Source organism: Bacillus sp. 7894-2 (genome assembly GCF_002272225.1).
Classification (GTDB): domain Bacteria; phylum Bacillota; class Bacilli; order Bacillales; family Cytobacillaceae; genus Cytobacillus.
In genome coordinates, this window is record NZ_NPDG01000031.1 from 31,376 (window position 1) to 48,903 (window position 17,528).

General features: G+C 41.8%; 14 protein-coding genes. 12 read left to right on the forward strand and 2 right to left on the reverse strand.

What is annotated here, in order from left to right; all coding sequences use genetic code 11:
* The first annotated feature begins 213 nt into the window (after nucleotides 1-213).
* From CHI10_RS05400 to CHI10_RS05435, 8 genes are all read left to right on the forward strand, one after another.
* Entirely contained in the window at nucleotides 214-1,239 is a 1,026-nt protein-coding gene (locus CHI10_RS05400; RefSeq protein ID WP_179288961.1) for a LacI family DNA-binding transcriptional regulator, read from the forward strand.
* A gap of 26 nt (nucleotides 1,240-1,265) precedes the next feature.
* Nucleotides 1,266-2,534 carry an ABC transporter substrate-binding protein gene (locus CHI10_RS05405; protein ID WP_095243296.1) on the forward strand — a complete coding sequence of 423 codons (1,269 nt, stop codon included), beginning with the start codon at nucleotides 1,266-1,268 and terminating at the stop codon, nucleotides 2,532-2,534.
* Nucleotides 2,535-2,587: 53 nt separating this feature from the next.
* Nucleotides 2,588-3,511: a carbohydrate ABC transporter permease gene (locus tag CHI10_RS05410; protein ID WP_197217751.1), complete on the forward strand. Its 924-nt coding sequence runs from the start codon at nucleotides 2,588-2,590 to the stop codon at nucleotides 3,509-3,511.
* Nucleotides 3,512-3,523: 12 nt separating this feature from the next.
* Complete coding sequence (locus tag CHI10_RS05415) at nucleotides 3,524-4,357, forward strand: carbohydrate ABC transporter permease (protein WP_286137188.1); 834 nt, start codon at nucleotides 3,524-3,526, stop codon at nucleotides 4,355-4,357.
* A gap of 12 nt (nucleotides 4,358-4,369) precedes the next feature.
* Nucleotides 4,370-5,638 carry an FAD-dependent oxidoreductase gene (locus CHI10_RS05420; RefSeq protein WP_095243297.1) on the forward strand — a complete coding sequence of 423 codons (1,269 nt, stop codon included), beginning with the start codon at nucleotides 4,370-4,372 and terminating at the stop codon, nucleotides 5,636-5,638.
* A gap of 36 nt (nucleotides 5,639-5,674) precedes the next feature.
* Nucleotides 5,675-7,321 carry a glycoside hydrolase family 13 protein gene (locus CHI10_RS05425; protein ID WP_095243298.1) on the forward strand — a complete coding sequence of 549 codons (1,647 nt, stop codon included), beginning with the start codon at nucleotides 5,675-5,677 and terminating at the stop codon, nucleotides 7,319-7,321.
* 150 nt (nucleotides 7,322-7,471) lie between these two features.
* Nucleotides 7,472-7,813, forward strand: coding sequence for a hypothetical protein (locus CHI10_RS05430; RefSeq protein WP_095243299.1), 342 nt, complete (start codon nucleotides 7,472-7,474; stop codon nucleotides 7,811-7,813).
* 445 nt (nucleotides 7,814-8,258) lie between these two features.
* Entirely contained in the window at nucleotides 8,259-8,756 is a 498-nt protein-coding gene (locus tag CHI10_RS05435; RefSeq protein ID WP_095243300.1) for a hypothetical protein, read from the forward strand.
* 359 nt (nucleotides 8,757-9,115) lie between these two features.
* Here CHI10_RS05435 and CHI10_RS05440 read toward each other — a convergent pair whose 3' ends face one another.
* Nucleotides 9,116-11,230, reverse strand: a complete 2,115-nt coding sequence (locus CHI10_RS05440) for an SA1320 family protein (protein ID WP_095243301.1) — start codon at nucleotides 11,228-11,230, stop codon at nucleotides 9,116-9,118.
* 13 nt (nucleotides 11,231-11,243) lie between these two features.
* A complete protein-coding gene (locus CHI10_RS05445) occupies nucleotides 11,244-12,116 on the reverse strand; it encodes a DUF1672 family protein (protein ID WP_286137189.1) in 873 nt (290 codons plus the stop codon).
* A 283-nt stretch (nucleotides 12,117-12,399) separates the two neighbouring features.
* On the opposite strand from CHI10_RS05445, the gene CHI10_RS22605 reads away from it, so the two are divergent.
* From CHI10_RS22605 to CHI10_RS05460, 4 genes are all read left to right on the forward strand, one after another.
* Nucleotides 12,400-12,528 carry a hypothetical protein gene (locus CHI10_RS22605; protein WP_286137190.1) on the forward strand — a complete coding sequence of 43 codons (129 nt, stop codon included), beginning with the start codon at nucleotides 12,400-12,402 and terminating at the stop codon, nucleotides 12,526-12,528.
* Between the two features lie 321 nt (nucleotides 12,529-12,849).
* The gene (locus tag CHI10_RS05450) at nucleotides 12,850-13,866 is read left to right on the forward strand and encodes a LacI family DNA-binding transcriptional regulator (RefSeq protein WP_095243303.1); all 1,017 of its coding nucleotides are present in this window, start codon (nucleotides 12,850-12,852) and stop codon (nucleotides 13,864-13,866) included.
* Nucleotides 13,867-14,018: 152 nt separating this feature from the next.
* Nucleotides 14,019-16,136 carry an amylo-alpha-1,6-glucosidase gene (locus tag CHI10_RS05455; protein ID WP_095243304.1) on the forward strand — a complete coding sequence of 706 codons (2,118 nt, stop codon included), beginning with the start codon at nucleotides 14,019-14,021 and terminating at the stop codon, nucleotides 16,134-16,136.
* Nucleotides 16,137-16,181: 45 nt separating this feature from the next.
* Nucleotides 16,182-17,435 carry an ABC transporter substrate-binding protein gene (locus CHI10_RS05460; RefSeq protein WP_095243305.1) on the forward strand — a complete coding sequence of 418 codons (1,254 nt, stop codon included), beginning with the start codon at nucleotides 16,182-16,184 and terminating at the stop codon, nucleotides 17,433-17,435.
* Nucleotides 17,436-17,528 lie beyond the last annotated feature (93 nt).

Here is a 17,528-nt window from a genome sequence, read left to right on the forward strand (position 1 = left end):
GGCCCTTTGTGGCCGGTATTTTACTGTTGTATTGGGGTTCAATACTCTGTTAAACCAAGTGGGAAAGGTAATAAATAAAAAGCGTAAATTTCATATTGACAGTCATTTTCGAAAAGGCTATTATTATGTTAACGCTAACATAATATTTCATTCAAAAGTATTTTTTTTAACATAAAAATGTTAACGTTAACATTTTTGAAAAGAGTAAGAAGGATGATGCTGGTGACTCGAAGTTCAAATTTAATAGAAGTCGCAAAAGCTGCCGGAGTCTCTAACATGACCGTATCCAGAGTCATCAATAATAGCGGAAGTGTTTCAGAGAAAACCAGGCAGAAAGTATTAAAGGCAATAAAAGAGCTTAATTATCAGCCCAATTTAATTGCCAGAAGTCTTGCAAGGAAAAAAACGAACATCCTTGGGCTCGTCGTGTACACCGAAAAAGGCGTCCACCCGGCTTTTTACAATGAAATTATTAACGGTGTTCAGAAGGGTGCATCTGAATTAGGGTATGATCTGCTGGTTTTTGCAAATCGTGAAGATCAATCCTACAGTGACCGGATTACTCATTCGAGCTTTGTTGACGGTGTGATATTCATGGGTGTAAAGATTAATCAGCATGATATCAGGAATGTACATGAAAAAGGGTTTCCTTATGTCTTTATTGGAAAGAGGGAGATTGAAGGAATCCAGCCTTATTTCATATCGCCTGATTATGTGAAAGGTACAAGGATGGCAACTGAACACTTAATAGAGCTGGGTCATACGAAAATCGGATTCATAGGACAATCAAGAATCATTGAACCTGACTATGATAAATTGCTCGGATACCAGGAAGCTCTGTATAAGCACCATGTTGTCTATAATCCTCAGCTTGTGTTTGAAGAAAGCCAGACACAACTGGATGGCTATAACGCCATGAAAGAATTACTGAAGCAAAAGCCCACAGCTGTGATAATTAACAACACGTATGCAACGATTGGGGCAACAACTGCCATTAAGGAAGCAGGCCTTCAGATTCCGGAAGATATCTCTGTTATTGGATTTGATGATAACCAGGAGCTGAATGAACAGTTTAATGACTTTATTGGGCTGGAGCTTTCCACTATCCGAATCCCTAAGGTAGAGCTGGGAAAAGAGGCAGCTAAGATGGCCATTTCTTTACTGGAAGGAAATGAAACGCCTAAGGCCAATTTTATCGATCTTCACTTTATGAAAAATAGTTCTTGTAAAAAATTATAAATTCATATTTTTTGAGGAGGATTAAGATGTTAAGAAAAAGTAAAATGTCTTTGTTGTTCGCATTCGTCCTTATTTTATCCCTGTTTGTAAGCGCTTGCGGTGGATCTGAGACCGGGGGCGGTGAAGATGGAAAAGTCGAACTCCGCTTCATCCTTAATAATGACAGCCCGACTCTTGTAGAACAAATTAAGGAATTTGAAAAAGAAAATCCCGACATTAAAGTAAATGTTGAAAAGATACCTTTAGATCAATTCTTTGAAAAAATCGAAACAATGATTGCTGGAGGCAGAACACCTGACTTATTATACACTCCAGTACTTGCAACTCAGCGATATGCCAATATGGATTTGCTTCTGGATGTTTCCGGCGATCTTAAGGAAGAGAAGGATGATTTTCTCCCTTCTGCTCTTGTAAGTGTAAAGAATGGAGATAAAGTAGTAGGAGTTCCTCATTTTACAGACAGCATTGCCGTTTTCTATAATAAAGATCTTTTTGAAAAAGCTGGCGTGAAAGTACCTGAATCCATTGATACAACATGGAACTGGGAAGAATTCGCTGCAGCTGCGGAAAAAGTAAAAAGTGCCAACAACTTAAAATATGGTGTCAGCACAGGAAGTGATGTATCACAATTCCTTCCATTCCTTTATCAAAATAAGGGAACTGTCTTAAGTGAAGACCAAAAATCTGCCGGAATCAATTCTGATTCCTCCATTGAGTCCATCGAATTTTTCAAATCATTATTTGATAAAGGTCTGGCTTCCAAAGAGTCCTTTATCGGGTCAGAAAAATCAGATGAGCTATTCAAACAGGGACAGCTGCCAATGGTCATTACTTTCTCTGGACTGATCAATTCATTTGAAAAAGATATTCAAGGGTTTGAATATGGCGTGACATACCTGCCGAAAAAAGAAGTAACAGCAACGAAGCTGGGCGGGGCAAATATTGTTTCTTTTAATGAGACAAAGCATCCAAAAGAAGCAGTCAAACTGATGAAATACTTAACAAGCGAAGAGAAAATGGCTGAGTTTGCAGCAAAAGAAGGAGTCGTTCCTACCCGTACGAGTGCACAGGAATCTGTGGATTATGGGGCTATTGATGAAGGGATGCAAACCATCATTAATGAGATTAATAGTGTTCCTGAATTTGCGGTGAAAGATTTTTCAATTCCTGAATACTTAGGCTATAAATCCATTCTCACGAGCGAAATGCAATCGGTAATCTTAGGTGAAAAGTCTCCGAAAGAAGCTGCTGAATCTATGGAAAAGCAAATAAACAATTCGGTGCTAAAAAAATAATGAAGGATGGAGGGGCAGCATCCCCTCCTTTCTAATTCCAGGGGTGATATTACATGGATTTGGTCAAGTCAATAGAAGTGAAAGAGGGACGCAATCATCTGGCGGCAAAACGATATAAATGGAAACAAAAATTAACTCCGATTGGATTTATGTCACCTGTTCTTCTTATTTTCTCCCTATTTTTATTCTTCCCGGTTTTATTTGCTTTCTTTATGAGCTTCCACCAATGGGGAATGATTGGAACGCCCGAATTTGTAGGCGTTGAAAACTATGTGCGTCTATTCAAAGATCCGCTTTTCTGGATTTCGATTAAGAACACTCTAATCTTCTCTCTTTCTGTTCCTTTAAAGGTGGCCATTGCTTTATTTATTGCGGTGCTTTTGAATCAGAAGATAAGGGGTTTAGGATTTTACCGGGCTGCCTTTTTCTTCCCGGTCGTTCTTTCCATGGTTGTCGTCGGATTGGTGTGGCAATGGATGTTCAGTCCAAGCTATGGATTTATCAACTATGTATTAGAAAAGCTTGGCTTGCCTCTTCAGAACATGTTGATTGATTCAGATCAGGCCATGATTGTCCTGATTATCGTAAGTATCTGGAAAGGACTGGGGAGCAACCTGCTGTTATTTCTTGCCGGTTTACAGGCCATTCCGAGCAGTGTATATGAAGCTGCCGAGATCGATGGCGCTAATTCCTGGCAGAAGTTTTGGCATATTACCGTACAGCTCCTGAAGCCTACAACACTATTTGTACTCATCATTACGTTAATCGGTTCATTTAAAATATTTGATCTGGCGTATGTCATAACAGGCGGCGGACCTGGCACGAGCACAATGGTTCTTGTGCATTATATTTATCAGGAGGCATTCCAGCGATTTGATATGGGGTATGCATCTGCGGCAGCATATGTATTCTTTATCATTCTATTTATTTTAACGCTGGTTCAAATGAGAGTGTTTAAATCCGACAGTGAATTCTAGGAGGGACCTTCTATGAGCAATAAAAGCAGAGAAATGTTAAAGCGAATACCTTTATATGCATTTTTGATATTAGGTTCAATTGGGATGCTTGTTCCATTTGTCTGGATGATTTCAAGTGCTTTGAAGCCCAATAATGAAATCTTTACAAGTCCTCCTACATTCCTGCCCAAGGATGCAAATTGGGGGAATTTTATAGCAGCATGGAACTCGGGAGACTTCACTCAATATTTTATTAACACGTCGATTATATCGGTATTAACAACAGTCATTACCTTATTTATCTGTTCTTTGGCGGGCTACACATTTGCGAAATTTAACTTTATGGGAAAGAAACTGCTCTTTCTGTTATTCCTGGGAACGATGATGATTCCCATGCAAGTCATTATGATTCCGATCTTTCTGATGATGTCAAAAATCGGTTTATTAAATTCTTATTGGTCTGTTATCCTGCCACTGGTGGCAAACGCTTATGGGGTTTTCCTGATGAGGCAGTTTATGAGCACCATTCCAACTGAGCTGATGGAAGCGGCCCGAATTGACGGATGCTCGGAATTCCGGATTTTCTGGCAGATTATTTTGCCTTTAACCAAACCGGCACTGGTCACCTTGGGAATTTTAACGTTTCTTGGAGCCTGGAATGAATTTTTATGGCCATTAATTATGCTGGATTCACCGGATATGATGACGCTTCAAGTCGCTTTAACTCAGTTCCAGGGACAGTATGAGGTGAAATGGAATCTTTTAATGGCGGCATCTGCCTTATCCATGATTCCGATTGCTTTAATCTTTATTGTTTTTCAGCGTTATTTAGTAGAAGGAATCGCATCATCAGGGGTAAAGGGATAGGAGGAATTGGAAATGGAAATGTATACTCAGGTAAAAAATATAGAGATTTCAAAACAGGCAGATGTAATCGTAGCTGGCGGCGGCCCTGCCGGGATTGCGGCTGCCATTGCATCAGCAAGGCAGGGGGCAGATACCATCCTGCTTGAACGCAATGGTTTTTTAGGAGGAATGGGCTCCGCTGCACTTGTAAATCCGTTTATGAGTTTTTCTTCAGGGAAAACCCAGCTGGTGAAAGGCATCTTTCAGGAAATGATTGATCGTCTGAAGGAGGCGGGAGCATTTGGAGGAGGAGGGCATGCCTGGTCCTTCGATCCTGAAGTTTATAAATATGTCCTGAATGAAATGGCTCTCGAAAGCGGGGTCCGGCTTCAATTCCATTCTTTTGTGGTCGATGCGGTGACAGAGGGGAATCTGATTTCAGGGTTAATCATTGAAAGCAAATCAGGACGCCAGCTGTTAAAAGCAAAAACATTCATTGATTGTACAGGGGATGGCGACCTGGCAGCAAGAGCAGGAGCAGAATTTAAGATTGGACGTGAGTCCGATGGCCAGTGTCAGCCTGCAAGCATTATGTTCAAAATGGGCGGAGTCACAAACCGGAAAAAAGCTTGTGAGTATGCAGTTGAAGATGAAAGGCTTCCACAGGGAAGGGTATTATTTTTTAAGATGCCCCGTGAAGGAGAGGTCATGATTAATATGACCCGCATCGTCAACGTGGATGCCCTGGATGTGGATGATTTAACCAGAGCCGAAATCGAAGGCAGAAAGCAAGTCAAAGAGATTGTTGAATATATGCAGGAAAACGTGGAAGGGTTTGAAAACTCTTACCTGGTTACGACAGGTCCGCAAATTGGCATTCGTGAATCACGCCGGATTATGGGTGAATATGTTTTAACTGCTGAGGACGTACTGGAATGCCGAAAGTTTGATGATGCTATTGCTTCCTGCTCCTATATGATTGATATTCATAATCCAACAGGGGCCGGGACTGAGAAGGTGATTCTGCCGAAGGGTCAATGGTATGACATTCCTTATCGCTGCCTGCTTCCAAAGGATTTCGATAACCTTTTGGTAGCGGGGAGATGCATTTCTTCTACACATGAAGCACATTCCTCCCTCCGTATTCAGCCGACATGCTATGCAATGGGCCAGGCAGCAGGCATGGCCGCAGCGCTGTCTGTCGAGAAGGGCATCCATCCTAAAGCACTTAATGCGGATGAGTTAAGAAGCAATCTATTAAAAGAGAATTGTTTTATCCGGGAAAGTATTTCATCAAGCTGACCTATTTATCAGAATGTGTGAAGGCGGGGGATAGTCTTGAAAAAAACATGGTGGAAAGAAGCAGTGGTCTATCAGGTGTATTGGAGAAGTTTCTACGACTCTAATGGAGACGGGATCGGCGACTTGGAAGGCCTTCTGTTAAAGCTGCATTACATTAAAGATCTTGGGGCGGACGTCATCTGGCTGAATCCTATGTATCAATCTCCTGACAAAGATAATGGGTATGATATTTCGGATTATTATGGGGTAATGGAAAAGGCAGGGGATATGCAAACTGTCGAGCGGCTAATCACAGAAGTTCATAACCTTGGTATGAAAATAATAATGGACTTAGTCGTTAATCATACGTCTGATCAGCATCCATGGTTTCTGGAGTCCAGGTCTTCGAAGGATAACCCGAAAAGAGACTGGTATATCTGGAAAGATGCTAAAAATGGAAAAGAGCCAAACAATTGGCGCTCCTACTTTGCCCCCTCACCCTGGACATGGGATAAGAAAACGGGTCAATATTACTTCCATTCTTTTGCTGCAGAACAGCCAGACCTGAACTGGGAAAATCCCGAAGTGCGCGAAGAAATATACAGAATCATGCGTTTTTGGCTCGATAAAGGAATAGACGGATTCCGTATGGATGTTATTAATCTGCTCGCAAAACAAAAAGACTATAGAGATGCGGCTAATCCTTATGACCTTTCCTACTTAGGCAATAATCCGGGCATACATGAATACCTGCAGGAAATGAACCGTGAAGTCCTTAAGCATTATGACATTATGACTGTGGGGGAAATCCCATTTGTCACCCCTGAAGATGGCTTATTATACGTTGGGGAAGATCGAAATGAACTTCATACCTTATTCCATTTTCAGGTGGCTGATGATATGCCATCCTGGGATATGCTTCGATACAAGGAAATTCAGAAGCAGTGGTATGAGGGCTTAAAGGGGAAAGGCTGGAACTCGCAGTTTTTAAATAACCACGATCATACCCGGCAGGTGACCAGATATGGAAATGATGGGGAATACCGGGCAGAATCGGCTAAATTACTCGGTACGCTAGTTCATACCATGCCGGGAACTCCCTATATTTTTCAAGGAGAAGAAATAGGAATGACCGGTGTATGTTTCGAAGATATCTCAGACTACCGCGATATCGCTATGAAAAATAAGTACAATGAGCTGGTTGGACGGGGAGAAGATCCTGTTCAGGTCCTGAAAGATCTGCAGCCTCTTAGCAGAGACAACTCACGAACACCTGTACAGTGGGATGACAGTGAAAACACCGGTTTCACAAGCGGTATCCCATGGATAAAAGTAAACCCGAATTACAAAGAGATCAATGTAAAAAGGGAGCTTGAAACGCCGGATTCTGTCTTCCATTATTATAAAAAGCTGATTGCATTGCGGAAAGAAAATGAAGTCATGGTTTACGGTGATTATGCAGATCTCTCTGATGGCCAGGAAGAATTGTATATCTATACCCGGTCTTTAGGGGAAGTTACATGGCTGATAGTCCTTAATCATAGTGAAAGAACAAATGAGGTCAAATTACCGGATATTGCACAGGGTACCGGGAAAGAACTTCTGCTTGGGAATTATGCTGAAATTCCAGAAGGAGATTCTGCAGAGTTGCTAGTTATGCGGCCTTATGAAGCAAGGATTTATAGAATTTTGAACAAGCGGTGAAATGATGAATGAACCTCTTGCATAGTATAAGTTATTCTTCCTAGTAAGCTGGAAAGCATGAGGACGGTTGAACCGTCCCCATGTTCACCTGAAATTGTCACATTTATCTTAGGAAATTTGTTATATACTATAAAAGAGGAGGTGTGAACAATGAACGAAGCAAAAATGGAAAGTATGCTTGCCCAATTAATAAAAATGGTTGGCAGTCTTCAATCTGATATGCAGGAAATGAAAAAAGAGCAGCAGGAAATGAAAAAAGAACAGCAAGAGATGAAGATCGAACAGCAAGCGATGAAAATAGAACAACTAGAAATGAAAATAGAACAGCAAGAGATGAAAAAAGATCTGCAGAAGCTGGAAACTAAAAGTGATCAGCGCCATAAAGAGATCTTAGAGCACTTTAAAATCCTTGAAAGAGACCAGGATTTTATTTGGGAGAAAACCGCAAGAAATGAAAGAGATATTGGCAATATCAAAAGACAGCTCCTTTAAAATAAAAATCCAATGTGTAATTAAAAGATTAGTTACACACCAAAGTCTATATTTTCCCCTTTTTTTCTCTTCTTGGTTATTGCTCTCTTATAACATGTTTGCTAAACACCCCACTAAAAATTTCAAACATAAGGTAAAGCACTGTAGATGCCAGCATCTAGAGTGTTTTTCTTTGTTTAAAAAATATTTAAAATGACTGCCGGAAGAGAGACACCCCCTAGTTTCTCGGAACTTCTCCTGAGTTTACTTTAGAAAAGCCTTCCTCCGAATTTTATAACATTGAAGGGGAACGTATATATAGTGGGTTGCGTATTCGTATGTTACATTATATTTATAGATTTACAGCAAATGTGGAAATTAGACTCAGCAGATATGCTCTTTATTAAATTTTGCTAAGACAATGCCATAGTGAATGCAGCTTTTATGAAATATGGGAGGAACAAAGATGTCTGCTATAAGGTCATTAAATCTCGATGGAGAAGAAATATATGTGTTTAACAGTGCCATCTATATTTTTGAATCGTCATCCGGAAATACGCTGGAAGTAGACATGATTGTTAGCGAAGTTACTCTAAGAAAATATCAGGACAGGGACAGTCTGATCACAGAAGTTGAATTGGAGGACGGCAGGCAGATAAGCTCCTTTATGTTTCTAAAGGCTGTGCCAGGGAAGCTGCCCCGGCTGAGCTTATTTTGCGAAATAGATCCAGAAGAGTCATATGAAGGGGTCTTAAGAATTAGAGAGGATGCTCCGGATTTTCCCGATATTGAAGCTGGCATTACCCTGGAAGATATCCGAAAAGTAGAGATGCCGAATGAAAAAATCACACTTAAATTAAACCTGCCCATTAACCAGGTGGAATGGCTGAAGGAGCAGAAAAATAAGGAATTGAATGAGGTTTTTAGAGAGTTGTTGAAGGAATATATGGAAAAAGCGGAATAATTCAATCCAGGTTTCTGTATGGGACACGGAGCAGCGTCTGCTTAAAAGCAGGCTTTTGGCGGTTTGGTGAATTTGCAAATAGAATTATTGAATCTGCAAATAAACAATTAAATTTGCAAATAGGGGCCGGAAACCTGCAAATAGAGTAATTGAAATTGCAAATAGCCACTGGAAACCTGCAAATAAACAATGCGGTTGCAAATAGAAGCCGGAAACTTGCAAATAGATTAATAATATTTACAAATAGACTATGAAATATCGCAAATTGATCCCTATATAAAAGGAAAACCGAACTGCCACTCAGCTCGGTTTTGTTATTTCTAATTGTGGGACAAGGAACCTGTCCCCATGTCCCGGGGTTAATTTATCGTCCCGCGGTCCACCTGTTCATACAGTATCCCCATATTACCCTTCACTTTTTTCGAAACCTCGCACAATGCCTCAATCGCTTCAGCTTTGTGATTCCCAAGCTGATACACCACATCATCAAACAGCATCTCCATTTCTCTTAAAATAGCAATGGATGCGAGGTTATAGAGGTGGACATTATAGTAACCGCTATTATTGAATATGGCTGTCTCGACATAAGGCCTGAAATTCTCCAATAGAGTAGGGTACTCCGCCATTAATCGGTCTAAACCTTTTCGGATGCCTTCAATCGTGCCGGCAAATTCATCCAAAGGCTCCAGCGCGTTGTTGACGCTGTTTCGGATTTTATCGTCAAAGTCCGAAAACAGGCCGAATAACTTGCCGGGGATGGTGTAGTCCAAGGCGAATTTGGTTGCGCCTTTGATAGTGCTCGACAGGAGTTCAAGTTCATTTTCAATGTTCAGGGTGATCACCCAGCCCTTATGCAATATAGGCATGAGAAGTGCCTGGGTTGAGGCAGTGAAGGCAGAATAAGACGTATCCATCTGGAATTCCTTAATCTTCATCCTAAGCTCCATATAAGGGGAATCTTCCAGTTTATACGTGTTCGTTCCCTGCACGGATATGGAATTGGAATGGGTGGATTTGCTTCTAATCGACTGTCCCAGGGAAAGGTCCCGGTCATGAAAGTTCGAGGCAACATCTTGAACTTGTTTCTGATATTCGCCGATATGTGAAAGAAGCTTATCCCTGTTATTATTGACGATCCCATAATGTGCTTTTAACTCACTGACTACAGCATCATACCAGAGTTCTTTTCCGCCCTCAAACAGCTCCGGAATTTTATTGGAGATGATCCGGATAAGGCTTTTGGAAAGATCCTGAACATCTGCTTTCAAATCATACAAAAAGCCGCGAATTTCGTTAAAGATGCCTTCCACACTGACGTTCGTCCGGAAAATATGTTCAAGCAGCTCAGCAGGCGGAGAGTTCAGTATATAGTTCAATGATTTAGCATGACTTTCCGCCACATTTAACAAAGAAACCAAATGATCAATCTCGGCCGTTAATCGATTGCTGATAGAGGTAATCCCCATAAACAGCGGCTCGCTGATCAGATTTTCAAACATATCCTCGAAAATCTTCTGCAGACGGCTTAGCCGCTCATAATATCGGCTGGCTTCATCATCAACAATGGCAACCGAATTGCCCAGGTACTCGTGTGCCAGGTTCAATCTCTCCATCACATGACTTTGCAGGGAGGAAGCAAGAAGATCCAGGTTCTCCTTGTTAATCTCGATGCGGTCTGAATGCCCGCCATACAGCGGTACTCCCGTCCAGATGCTGGATACGATATGGGCATCAGCATCCACATAGATTTTGCCATAGCCCGGCTTGCCGACTTCTCCAATAACATAGAACTGAGTGCCATCTTCATTCCTCAAATAACCAGTATGGTTTGTGGCAAGCTTTGAGAATTCAGGAATACCATTAAAGATTTCATACTGTTTTCCTGGAATCCTGCCATGCAGATCCAGTGCAATCAAAGTCTGAGTGAGCACATCGTAGCTGCTGAAATAATTCGTTATGTTGTCATACGTTTGATTAGGATCCACCATCCCCTCAGGAAGCAGGGCAGGGTTTAAGGTAACTGCATTTACATCTGGATTTTCAACTGCTACTGCACCAACCAGACCGCCGCCAAGTGAATTTCCAGCGATCGATTGAACGCCGCCAACCTGGTTAAACTTTTGGTTCATTTCAGAATAATAGCTTTTTGCTGCACTCAGCTGGGCGGGAGTCAGGTCACTTAAAAGCTGTGCATCTGTCAGAATATCTTTGTTGCCATATTTTCCGCTTGCATCCGTGCCGACATAAATAATGGATATTTCCTCTGTCTCCATATTTACGACTGTCATAGCATCAAGCCCGGTTGGGTCTTCATAACGGGTATCAATAACTGTATAGTCTGTATTATTTACCTGCAGCACTGATTCAAATAGCGGATAGGTATAAGCATGATGCCCGGCCAGTTCCACTAAATCTTTATCATTATTAGCTGCTATATCCTTATTTATATTTGGTGAACCCTTTAGAGTATCCATATATTCACCTGCTTTATTCCTTAATAATGTAATCCGGGAATCCGCGTTTTAATGAGTTTTCTTTAGCACCTTCTGAACTCTGTTTATCAATGAAGTTATCATTGAGAGAGAAGCTGTAGGTGCCTTTAGGTATTGAGCTCATTTCTTCCAGTTCTTTCGTTACTTGATTGAAAGTCTTTTCACTTGGCTCTGCCTGCTTGTCAGCCATGAATAACTGAATATTGATTTTGAAGTTTTCAGGATTAAACGAGCCTTCTTCATAGGCATTTCTCAAATTTTCCGTACTTTCCTCAGGATTACTAATATAAAGGTCATAGACTGGTTTAATAGCCTCTTCTTTACTTGTTAATGCTAAAAAATAATAGGGAGTCATATATCCATGTCCGCCCACATTTTGGAGGGCCTCTTCTGTTTTACCTGTTACTTGCCCGTCAGCCGCAACTGATTCTAGGTAGTTATCGAGCTTCTTGAACTCTTCATTAAAAATCATGTGATACAATCCGCCTTTAATGGCATTCTCCACCTGGAATTCATCCGCCCATATCTTTTCTGTCATCGCTTTCTTTTCCAGTTCATCTATTGGTACTACAGCATAAGTATAGAAATGCGGCTCACCTTTGGATTCAACAAACACAGTAGCCCCATCCTTAGCCCCAACTACATTATGCACCGTTACATCGGTCTTATATTTCTCCTTAAAAAACTTGATGGCAGCTTCCTCTATCTGATCAAGGTTTTCATCAGCGATTTTATCCGTTTCTTTTCCGTATGGAAGTGCATAGCCTTCCCCGGTATAATCCTGGACACTTACCAATGTTTCTCCAGAGGCGGCAGCCTGTGTTTCTTTTGCTTTTTCACTGTCTTGATTGTTATTCGTGCTATTCATACCAGAACATCCTCCAAGCATTAATGATATTCCAACACTGCAGAGTAAAATTTTTGTTTTTTTGCGCATTAGTTAAATGTCCTCCCTAAAGGAATGTGCCATTCAGAGTATACCCCCTATTTTAGCCGATGAAGTTAGATTTTTACAGTTTTAACGTGGAAAATTACACTTTTTAGGTAAAAATAGGTAAAAAGTAAGAGAGTGGTTAGGGAGTATTGTACTAAAAATATGTTGCTCAAGCTGTTTCTCATGGTAAGGACATTAAAAAGAGCGAGTGCAGTTTGTGGATGGAATTAAGCTTCCTCTGGCAAGCTTGAACAATTATGAAAGAACGAATCCTGGAAATGCCGGATGCTGCCACCAGGTGGAATGTTTTAAAGAGCCATTGGAAGAAGGCGGCCGAAATAATTGAATCAAACGTTTGATTGAGCTTTTGTATAGTAAAGAGAAGGGGACATGCAAATAGAATTATGGAATCTGCAAATAGCCGCTCGAAACCTGCAAATAGAACAAAGAGATTGCAAATAGGAGCCGGAAACCTGCAAATAGAACAATCAAATTGCAAATAGACTATCAAATGCCGCAAATGATTCACTATAAAATAGGAAAACCGAGCTGCCAATTGGTTTTTATAGAAAAACAGTTTAGAATTTTATAAAAATGGTTGTAATCGTTTTCAGCATGTTGTATAGTCAAGTTAAAGAAAAACCGAAACGTTTTGGGAGTTGTCTGAGTGACTACAATTAAGGATATTGCAAAAAAGGCAGGAGTATCTGTTACGACTGTTTCAAGGGCGTTAAATGGATACTCCGATGTTAGTGAAATTACCCGAAAAAAGATAACTCAAGTTGCGAAGGATCTGAATTACAGCCCTAATTCGCTTGCCAGAAGTTTAGTAATGAAAAGATCACAGACTATTGGGCTGCTGGTGTCAGGTTTTACGAAGGAAAGCGTTAAGGATAATTTCATGGTAGAGGTTCTTGCGGGCGTTAATGAGTATGTTTCGGGATCCAATTATGATCTTATCTTATTTAATACTAATTCTTCCAAACAGCGGGAAAAGACGTATACTCAGCTGTGCCGTGAGCGAAGAGTGGATGGTGTTATTATTCAGGGGATCCGCACCGATGATCCTTATTTAAAGGAAGTGGTAGAGAGCGATATTCCTTGTGTATTAATTGATATTCCGCTTGAATCAGATCATGTCAGCCATGTCACCACAGATAATGTGCTGGGGGCTGAGAAAGCGGTAAAACATCTCACTCATCTCGGCCATGAAAAAATTGGCATGATTAATGGACATGAATTTGCTTTTGTCAGCCGTGAAAGATTGCAGGGGTATCAAAAAGCTCTCGATAAAGCAGGCCTTGCCTTCCATCCGGAATACATTGCCGATGGTGAATTTACAGAAGAAAAAGGGAAGGAAGCGGCTTTTCAAATGCTGCGCAATCATCCTGAAATCACGGCGTTATTTTGTGCAAGTGACTTAATGGCAATTGGAGCCATGTCCGCTGCGAAAGAGCTTAATCGTCAGGTTCCTGAGGAGCTATCCATAATAGGATACGATGATATTTTATTAGCCTCATATGTTAGTCCGAAGCTGACAACGATTGCACAGAATAAGTTCGGTCTGGGATATGAAGCAGCAAGATTACTGATTGGACTGCTTCAAAACGAGACAGACACACACCGTCTTGTTATGAAAACAGAGCTAATGGAACGAGAGAGTACAGCAGAAGTGAAAAAATAAATGTTGGCGGACCCGGGCTGGATAGCCAGCAAGGATAGCCAGCTTTTACTTTAGTATTAATCCGAAACGTTTTGGTAATATTTTTTTACTAAAAAACCGAAACGTTTCGGAAAGCGAACAGCTATGAAAACCGGAAGTGCAGGAGGGGCAAAATGAACTACAGAGTGATAAAAGAGAACAATCTATTTCTATTAACAGATGAACAGGGGGATATCACTGCCAATCACAGCTACGGCTTAGGCTTATACAAGAACGATACTCGTTTCCTCAGTAAATTTAATGTGCGGATCAACAATGAAAAGCCGATTCTTCTTCACTCCGATGGATCTGAAAACTATATGTCTTCCATTCTCTCAACAAATCCGCACCAGGAAAAGGATGGGGAATTAATTCTTTGGAGAGAATCCGTTGAGATTGAAAGAAAGCGATTTATCTATGATGACGTGTTATATGAAACGGTTACGGCGAAGAACTACTTTCCGAAACCGGTGACGTTTGATTTAAATGTAGAAGCCGATGCGGATTTTCATGATATGTTTATCGTCCGCGGTTTTCAGACAGGTGATGTAGGAAAAAGAACAGGTCAGACAGCTGATAAAAATGCTCTAACATTCCATTATGATGGTGCAGATGATATTAAAAGAGCAACGCGTATTCAATGGGATACTTCTCTTATCCCTAAAGAAGTAAAAGAAGACGGCAAAATTACATTTACTCTAACTCTTCGGCACCAGGAATCTAAATCTGTAACCATTATGGTTATTCCGCTTGAAAATGCAGAAACGAGAACAGATCTTTTACCTGTAAATGAAGCTCTTCAAAAGCTCAAATCTTCATACCGGAGCTGGTCTTCAGAGCTGGCTTCAGTTGAAACAGATTATCTGCCGCTGCAAAGGCTTGTTGATCGGGGATTATCGGACTTGCGGGTGCTGTTGACAGACATGGGCTACGGCAATTTCCCGGTGGCAGGACTGCCGTGGTTCGGCGTTCCGTTTGGCAGGGACAGTCTGATTGCGGCACTTCAGATGATTGCCTTCCAGCCGGATGTGGCAAAAGGAACTTTGTTTACAATGGCAAGTCAGCAAGGGACCAAAGTCGACCCGTGGAGAGATGAGCAGCCGGGGAAAATAATGCATGAAATCCGTTACGGGGAGCTTGCGAATACAAACCAGATTCCATTCACTCCTTACTATGGAACGGTTGATGCGACACCGTTATTCCTTGTTCTATTAACAGAGTATGTGAAATGGACCGGAGATTTGGAGACGTTCCGGCAGCTCGAAGCAAACGTCAAACGTGCGTTAGAGTGGATTGACCAGTATGGAGATCGGGATGGCGATTTGTTTGTGGAATACCATCAGGAATCAGCAAAGGGAATAGCGAATCAGGGCTGGAAAGATTCCGGAGATTCAATTGTTCATCGAAATGGTGATTATGCTGAAACACCAATAGCACTTTCCGAGGTACAGGGATATGTCTATCAGGCAAAGCAGGGGATTGCCTCCATGTATAACAGGCTTGAAAACGAAGAGGGTGCTGCAAAGCTGAAGGCTGAGGCTGAAAAACTTCAAGAAGCATTTGAAAACGAGTTCTGGATGGCGGATCAGGAGTTTTATGCCATCGCTCTTGATGGCGGAAAAAGACAGGTTGGAACCATTACATCCAACCCGGGGCATGTTCTGTATTCGGAAATGCTCGCAGCAGACCGTGCACAGAAAGTAAGCAGCATGCTGACGAGCGGGAAAATGTTTTCAGGATTTGGGATTCGCACAATGGGTGAAGGAGAAGCAGGATATAATCCGATGAGCTACCATGATGGCAGTATCTGGCCACATGATAACAGCATGATTTTACTGGGAATGAGCAAGCTTGGTTTTTCTGCAGATGCTAAAAAAGTAATGACTGGCCTAATACAGGCTTCCCGGTATTTTGAGTACGATCGTCTCCCTGAACTGTTCTGCGGCTATGGTGCAGAAATCGGGAAGGCTGTTAAATACCCGGTTGCGTGTTCACCGCAGGCCTGGGCAGCAGGTACTCCGCTTGTATTTGTCCAATCACTGCTGGGCCTTTTCCCGGACAGCCTGAAGAAGGAAATTCAGCTGAGCCCGATGCTGCTTGATGAAATGAATACATTGAAGGTTAGTAACATCAAAATTGGTGAAGGAACCCTTTCCGTTTCTGTCAGCAGACAGGGTGAAGAAATACAGACAGCCATTTTAGAAAATACAACAGGCTTTGAAATCGTCAAACATGTGAAGGTAACTCAATAATTTTTTAACATAAAAAATCAATGGAAATGAGAGGGGTTACGAAGGATGAAGAAGAAATGGTTGGCTGGTTTAGGTATGACGACAATGTTAATGGGGTCCCTGCTTGCCGGTTGCAGCGGCTCAGATGAAACAAACTCGGAAGGCTCTGGAGGATCTGAAGGAGAGAAGGTTGAAGTAACGCTTGCAGGATGGGGCGGCAACCCATCTGAGCAAAAGCTTCTGAAACAGACCATTGCCGACTTCGAAGAGAAATTTCCCGACATTGATGTTAAGCATGAAGTGATTTCAGAGCAGTATATGGATGTCCTAAAAACACGCTTGATTGGCGGAGAAGGTCCCGATGTGTTCTATTTGGATGCACTTGAAGCGCCGGCATTGATTGAAACGGGTGTCGTCGAGCCTTTAGACGAGTATGTTACAGAGGACTTTGATACTGAAGATTTTGAGAAGCCGATGCTTGAAGCATTTCAGGTGGATGGAAAGACATACGGCTTTCCAAAAGATTACTCTACTCTAGCTCTTTTTTATAATAAAAAAATGTTTGAAGAAGCAGGTGTAGAAGTCCCAAAAACATGGGATGAGCTGCGCGAAGTATCCAAAGCCCTTACCAAGGAAGGTGTATACGGATTTGGTGTAGCACCTGAACTTGCCAGGTTATATCATATTGCCCAGGCTTCCGGCGGCGATGTGGTGAAGGATGATAAGGCGAATTTCGCTTCTCCGGAGGTAGTGGAAGCACTAAAGCCAATCGTTGATCAGCATCTTGAAGACAAAACTTCTGCCCAGGCATCAGAAGTTGGCGCAAACTGGGGCGGAGAAATGTTCGGCCAGCAGAAAGCGGCAATGGTCATTGAAGGGAATTGGGCGATTCCATTCTTAGAGGATACTTTCCCTGATGTGGAGTACGGAACAGCTGAACTTCCTGCTGTTAATGGCGAAAAAGGGACCATGGCTTATACGGTTGGTTATGTCATGAATGCAGCATCCGAGAAGAAGGAAGCTTCATGGAAGCTGATTTCCTACCTGACTGGCAAAGAGGGAATGGAAACATGGACTTCTAAAGGTTTCGCCCTTCCTACACGCAAATCGGTCGCGGAAAAATTAGGCTTTAATGAAGATCCATTAAGAGGTGCACTAGTAGCAGGAGCTTCCTATGCCACTGTATGGCAGGAAGGTGCGAACCTCCCGATTATCATGAATAACTTTAATAACCAATTCATTGCTGCATTCCTTGGGGATCGTCCGCTATCTGACGCATTGAAGGAAGCACAGGAGCAAGCAAATAGTGAAATTCAATAAGGCAGATGTACCTGGCACTTTTATGGTGTCAGGTACATTCATAATCTGATGCTGCAGTCTTTCTTTTGAGGTTTGAGGCGTACCGGCCATTTA

Bases quoted from the DNA above. Each gene is read 5' to 3' on its own strand.
- CHI10_RS05400 (WP_179288961.1), top strand. From the start codon at position 214: ATGATGCTGGTGACTCGAAGTTCAAATTTAATAGAAGTCGCAAAAGCT.
- CHI10_RS05405 (WP_095243296.1), top strand. From the start codon at position 1,266: ATGTTAAGAAAAAGTAAAATGTCTTTGTTGTTCGCATTCGTCCTTATT.
- CHI10_RS05410 (WP_197217751.1), top strand. From the start codon at position 2,588: ATGGATTTGGTCAAGTCAATAGAAGTGAAAGAGGGACGCAATCATCTG.
- CHI10_RS05415 (WP_286137188.1), top strand. From the start codon at position 3,524: ATGAGCAATAAAAGCAGAGAAATGTTAAAGCGAATACCTTTATATGCA.
- CHI10_RS05420 (WP_095243297.1), top strand. From the start codon at position 4,370: ATGGAAATGTATACTCAGGTAAAAAATATAGAGATTTCAAAACAGGCA.
- CHI10_RS05430 (WP_095243299.1), top strand. From the start codon at position 7,472: ATGAACGAAGCAAAAATGGAAAGTATGCTTGCCCAATTAATAAAAATG.
- CHI10_RS05435 (WP_095243300.1), top strand. From the start codon at position 8,259: ATGTCTGCTATAAGGTCATTAAATCTCGATGGAGAAGAAATATATGTG.
- CHI10_RS05440 (WP_095243301.1), bottom strand. From the start codon at position 11,230: ATGGATACTCTAAAGGGTTCACCAAATATAAATAAGGATATAGCAGCT.
- CHI10_RS05445 (WP_286137189.1), bottom strand. From the start codon at position 12,116: ATGAATAGCACGAATAACAATCAAGACAGTGAAAAAGCAAAAGAAACA.
- CHI10_RS05455 (WP_095243304.1), top strand. From the start codon at position 14,019: ATGAACTACAGAGTGATAAAAGAGAACAATCTATTTCTATTAACAGAT.
- CHI10_RS05460 (WP_095243305.1), top strand. From the start codon at position 16,182: ATGAAGAAGAAATGGTTGGCTGGTTTAGGTATGACGACAATGTTAATG.